Annotated in this window: 6 protein-coding genes and 1 pseudogene; 2 read left to right on the plus strand and 5 right to left on the minus strand. The window is 67.2% G+C overall.

Annotation, left to right across the window (positions count from 1 at the left end; genetic code table 11):
* Positions 1–130 precede the first annotated feature (130 nt).
* Together BN903_RS08395 and BN903_RS08400 are read left to right on the plus strand one after the other, a co-directional pair.
* Positions 131–517 (plus strand): CBS domain-containing protein, encoded by a 387-nt coding sequence (locus tag BN903_RS08395; RefSeq protein ID WP_048077322.1) that lies wholly within the window; start codon positions 131–133, stop codon positions 515–517.
* A 134-nt stretch (positions 518–651) separates the two neighbouring features.
* Positions 652–1,026, plus strand: a complete 375-nt coding sequence (locus tag BN903_RS08400; protein ID WP_048077323.1) for a cyclic nucleotide-binding/CBS domain-containing protein — start codon at positions 652–654, stop codon at positions 1,024–1,026.
* Positions 1,027–1,084: 58 nt separating this feature from the next.
* Here BN903_RS08400 and BN903_RS08405 read toward each other — a convergent pair whose 3' ends face one another.
* From BN903_RS08405 to BN903_RS08425, 5 genes and pseudogenes are all read right to left on the minus strand, one after another.
* Complete coding sequence (locus tag BN903_RS08405; protein ID WP_394296247.1) at positions 1,085–2,329, minus strand: MgtC/SapB family protein; 1,245 nt, start codon at positions 2,327–2,329, stop codon at positions 1,085–1,087.
* A 152-nt stretch (positions 2,330–2,481) separates the two neighbouring features.
* Positions 2,482–3,444: an archaeosortase A gene (artA, locus tag BN903_RS08410; protein WP_048077325.1), complete on the minus strand. Its 963-nt coding sequence runs from the start codon at positions 3,442–3,444 to the stop codon at positions 2,482–2,484.
* A 148-nt stretch (positions 3,445–3,592) separates the two neighbouring features.
* Positions 3,593–4,045, minus strand: a complete 453-nt coding sequence (locus BN903_RS08415) for a transcription elongation factor Spt5 (RefSeq protein WP_048077326.1) — start codon at positions 4,043–4,045, stop codon at positions 3,593–3,595.
* Entirely contained in the window at positions 4,045–4,221 is a 177-nt protein-coding gene (locus BN903_RS08420) for a protein translocase SEC61 complex subunit gamma (RefSeq protein ID WP_006628863.1), read from the minus strand. Before BN903_RS08420 ends, BN903_RS08415 begins: the two co-directional genes overlap by 1 nt.
* Positions 4,222–4,296: 75 nt before the next feature.
* Positions 4,297–4,945 (minus strand): annotated as a pseudogene (locus BN903_RS08425) (cell division protein FtsZ); the annotation flags it as partial.

The raw sequence follows: 4,945 nt of genomic DNA on the forward strand, positions 1-4,945 counted from the left end.
AGCGGACGCCCTCGTCGGCCTCGCGGACGCTCCGGAGTCGCTCGTCGAGGAGTAGGCTCTCCTCGGCGCTCCCGGACAACCATCGGTTCGACCGGACGCTTGATTACTGTGGCCAACGTTACCACGAGACATGAACGATGTTCCCGTCGAGCGGCTCATGTCGACCGACCTCACGACCATCGAACGCGGGGCGGCCGCGGCCGACGCGGCGAAGCGGATGCGCGAGACTGACGTGAGCTCGATCCTCGTCGTCGAGACGGACGGAACGCTGGCGGGGCTGATCACCGCGACGGACTTCGTCACGCTCGTCCGCGATAACGACCCGAAGGACCGGACGCCGGTCGAGGCGTTCATGACGACGGACGTCGTCACCGTGAGCCGCGACGACACCGTCGCGGAGCTGGCCGAGCCGACCGCTCACGGCTACACGCACCTCCCCGTGACCGACGACGCCGGGAAACCGATCGGGATGGTGTCGACGACTGACCTCACGGCGTACCTCTCGCGGGCGAAGTGACGCGGCGGTCGCGTTTCGGAACAGCGGAAGGCCGCAACTCGTCTGAGTAGGAGACGTCCCTCTGAACGCCGGGGGATCCCGTCCGCGTTGTGCGTTCCGGAAGAGTAATGCTATGTGGTAACGTACGACTCGCTATGGATCTCGACGACAGAACGCGTGTCGCGGACGTCATGTCCGCGCCGCTGGAGACGATCGCGGGGGACGCGCCCCTCCGCGAGGCCGCTCGGCGCATGCGCGATCAGGACATCAGCGCGCTCGTCGTGACGACCGGCGGCGGCTGTATCGTCACGCAGAGCGACATCGTCGGAGCGATCGCGGACGGGCGCGACCCCGCGGAGACGACGGTCCGCGACGTGATGACCGAGGACGTCGAGACGGTGACGCCGGACCTCATGATGCAGGAGGTCGCCGCGATGATGACGATGTACGGCGTCAAACACCTCCCGGTCGTCGACGACGACTACGTCGGGATGGTGTCGACGACGGACATCGCCGAACACCTCTCCTGACGGGGTCGCTGGGGACGAACCGACCCGGCGGTCCGGCTCGCCCTCGCCCGGCGGATCCTCATAACAGCAGCAGCGGGATCCCGGCGATCACTCCCACGGCGATCAAGAGGAGGTTCCAGAGGAACACCGGGCGGACCAGTTCTCGGGCGATGCTCGCCGCGAACGCGGTCTTGATCAGGATGCTGGCGGCGGTGCCGGCGACCACGCCCGCGACCGCGGTGTCGACGCCGATCTGTCCGGTCCCGAGCAGCGAGACCGCCGTCGTCGTCGAGGTTCCCGAGGACACCAACCCGGCGAGGAAGGACGTGGCGACGAACCCGCCCGCGCCGAACGTCTCCTCGGCGACCGCGGAGACGAGCAACACGACGAGGAAGAGCCCGCCGAACGTCAAGGCGTTACGTAGGCTGAACGGAGAGGTCAGCTCCGCCTCCATCGTCGTCCGCCAGTCGCTGCGCCACACGGCGACCCCGATCCCCGCGACGGTGATCGCGCCCAGTGGGGCCCCGACGACGAGCGCCGCCTCCGGGACGAAGACGGCCACCACCGCGGCGTTCCGGAACGCCATGGCGGCGTTAGCGAGGAGGATCGACCCGACCGCGATCTCGCCGAGGTCGGCCCGCCCCTTCGCCCGCTTCGCCATCTCCGCGACGACGGCCGTCGAGTTCACCAGCCCGCCGAAGAATCCCGTGACCGCGTAGCCGCGCCCCTGATACCGCTTCACCAGCACGTAGTTGACGAAGCCGATGGCGCTGACCGCGACCACGAGCGACCAGACGAGCCGCGGCTGGACCGCGTTCCACGGGTCGACGGTCTCGGCCGGCAACAGCGGGAAGACGACAAACGCGAGGATGGTGAACTCCACAGCGCTGCGGACCTCCTCGCGGGAGAGCCCCCACGCGAACTCGTGGAGCTCGCGCTTCAACACGAGCAACAGCGACGACAGCACCGCCACCGTCACCGACTCGATGAACAGCCCCTGCGCGACGAGGACGCCGACCCCGTAGGCGACGAGCATCGACGCCGACGTCGTCAGCGAGAGCCCGTCGACGTCGGTCTCGACGAAGCTCCGGACCGCCAGAAGCACCGCGCTGGCGACGACCGACACGCCGCCGACGACGAGCAGTCCCGGCTCGTCGAGCAGCGAGAACACCGCCGCCGCGAGGCTGATGAGCGCGAACGTCCGGATCCCCGCCGACTTCTGTGACCACTCGCGTTCCAGCCCGAGGAACATGCCGAGCGCGGTCGCCAACACCAGCTTGGCGACGTTCGTCTCCAGGTAGACGAACGGATCGATCGCACCCATCACCGCCGACCACCTCGCCGCGGCCGCGCCCCGGAACGGGCTGCTCCGACCTGCGTCCTCGCGATCATGGCCGTCCGTATCCGTCCCCCACGTCTATAGCTTGCTATATAGTGGTATATATCCCCGGAACGCCGCGGGACGGAACCGGTCCGCTACCGATTCGTCGGCTCGCGTGGGAGGTCGAGTGCCTCCGTCAGGTCGTGTTCCTCGCCGGTGATCAGGTACAGCACGTCCTCTAAGATGACCGCGAGTTCGGGCAGCTCGCGCACCGCGAGGAAGGTGATCGCGATGAGCGCCACGACCGCCAACAGCTGGCTCATGATCCGGTCGGAAATGAGGAAGGAGACGCGGTACGGGTCGCTCGCGCCGAACATCGCCAACACCAGATCCGGATACCAGTGCATGTACTGGTTGCCCGCCACCACGGAGATGAACGTCGTCCGGAGGACGTTCAGCACGTAGATGAGCGGTACTGACACCGCGAGCGCGCGGAGTTTCCGAGAGAGCGGCGCTTCGACGGCGGCGACGAGGCCGCCGAAGATGGCGATGCTTCCCAGCCCCGTACACGCCAGCACGATGTGAATGACGACGGTGTGGCCGTCGGCGAGCGTCCACGAGTACGCCGCGTCGTACCCCTCGCTGCTCGTCACCGCCTCCGGCGCGTAGCCGAGGAGGTCGATGAGCGTTCCCGTCTGCGCCGCGACGACCTCGATGAGGATCCGCCGTGGCTCCGGGACCGCGACCCCGGCGACGGTGAACGCCGGAATCGTCTCGAACGGGAGGTAGATGAATAACATGAATGCGATGGCCCGGGTGAGGGTAAAAAGCGACGCGCGCCCGTTGTACAGGAGGTACCCCGCGTACACGCTGGCTGGGAAGCCGACGAGCGCGAGGATCGCCTCCACGTAGCTCTGGTGTTCGAACGCGAAGTACGGCACCGTCGACAGCCAGAACAGTCCGAACAGCGCCCACGTCGCGGCCGCGAGCGCGCGGCCCGCGTCCAGCCCGCGGCTGTCCAACAGCCACGACGCCGCGAAGAGGACCGCCACGATCCACGCGAACGTGAACGTGTCGGGGATCACGCTCAACACCGCCGGCACGCCGTGGCCGAACATGTCCGTATCGTCCGTCGTCGTCGAATAAAGCCCTTGTCGTTACGTGCGAGTCGCGCGGGAGAGCGGCGCGATGTCCGTTCGACCCGAGGGACTACCGCTCCTCGCTGTCGGCTCGCGGCGCGTCGCGCCGCTCGCTCAATATGAGGAGCTACCGCTCCTCACTGTCGAGGACGCGGATCTGGTCGCCGCGGACCGTCACCGGGATCGGGACGGTCGCCCCGTACAGCTCGACGGTCACTTGGTCTTTCCCTTCGTCGATCCGCTGGACGCGCGCCTTCTCGCCCTTGAACGGCCCGGCGATCAGTTCGACGATGTCGCCCTCGGCGATCCCCTCCACGTCCGGGGTCGGCGAGAGGAAGTGTTCGACCTCGGAGAAGGGGCTCTCCGCGGGCCCGTCGCCGCCCTGAATGACGCCGTTCGCGTGCGGGATCTCGTCGAGAATCCGCTCGAACACCGTGCCGTCGGTGGCCTCGACCATCACGTAGCTCGTGAGCTGGTCGGGGGCGATGACGGCCTGGATCTCGGGCATCTCCTTCTCGGCGAGCATGTCGGCGACGGTGCGCTCCTGGCTCGCCGTCGTCTTGACCGAGTAGATCGGCATTACGCGCCGACCCCCGGGAGGAGGCTCATGATCGCGAACATGAGGAAGCCGATGAACCCGATCAGCAGGATTCCGGCACCGGCGATCTTCGACACCTGGAGGAACTCGTCGGTGCTCGGCGTGCTCGCCAGCTTCAGCACCCGAATGTAACTGTTGAGATCGTACGGAACGTCCATGTTACCAGCGGATTCGAGACGGGACGGTTTTTACCTTTTGATGCGCCGCTGAGCGGTCGAACTCGGGGCGTCGAACTACTCCACGTAGTCGATGTCCTCGACATCGCTGGGCGCGTCACCCTCCGGCGGCTCGCCGTTGTTGCCGTAGATCTGCGGCGACTCGACGCCGGTCACGACGATCATCGTGCGCATCTCGCCTTCGAGTTCGTCGTCGACGGAGGTCCCCCAGATGATCCGCGCGTCGGGGTCGATCCGGTCGTATATCTCCTCGACGACACCCTCCGCTTCTTCGATGGACATGTCCTGTCCGCCGGTGACGTTCACCAGCGCGGAGTTCGCGCCGGAGATGTCGACGTCGAGCAGCGGCGAGCGCAGCGCCGACTTCACCGAGTCCTGCGCCTTCGAGTCGGAGTCTGACTCGCCGAGGCCGATCATCGCGACGCCGCCCTTCTCCATGACGGTGCGGACGTCGGCGAAGTCGAGGTTGACCAGTCCGGGCATCGTGATGAGTTCGGTGATACCTTTCACCGAGCGCATCAGCACCTCGTCGGACACCTTGAACGCCTGCCGGACCGGGAGCTTCCCGACCGCGTCGAGCAGGCGGTCGTTGGGGACGACGATGACGGTGTCGCTCACGTCGCGGAGGCGTTCGAGGCCGGCCTCGGCGTTCGTGCGACGGACCTCGCCCTCGGCGGTGAAGGGGGTCGTGACGATGGCGATGGTG

Source organism: Halorubrum sp. AJ67, from assembly GCF_000513435.1.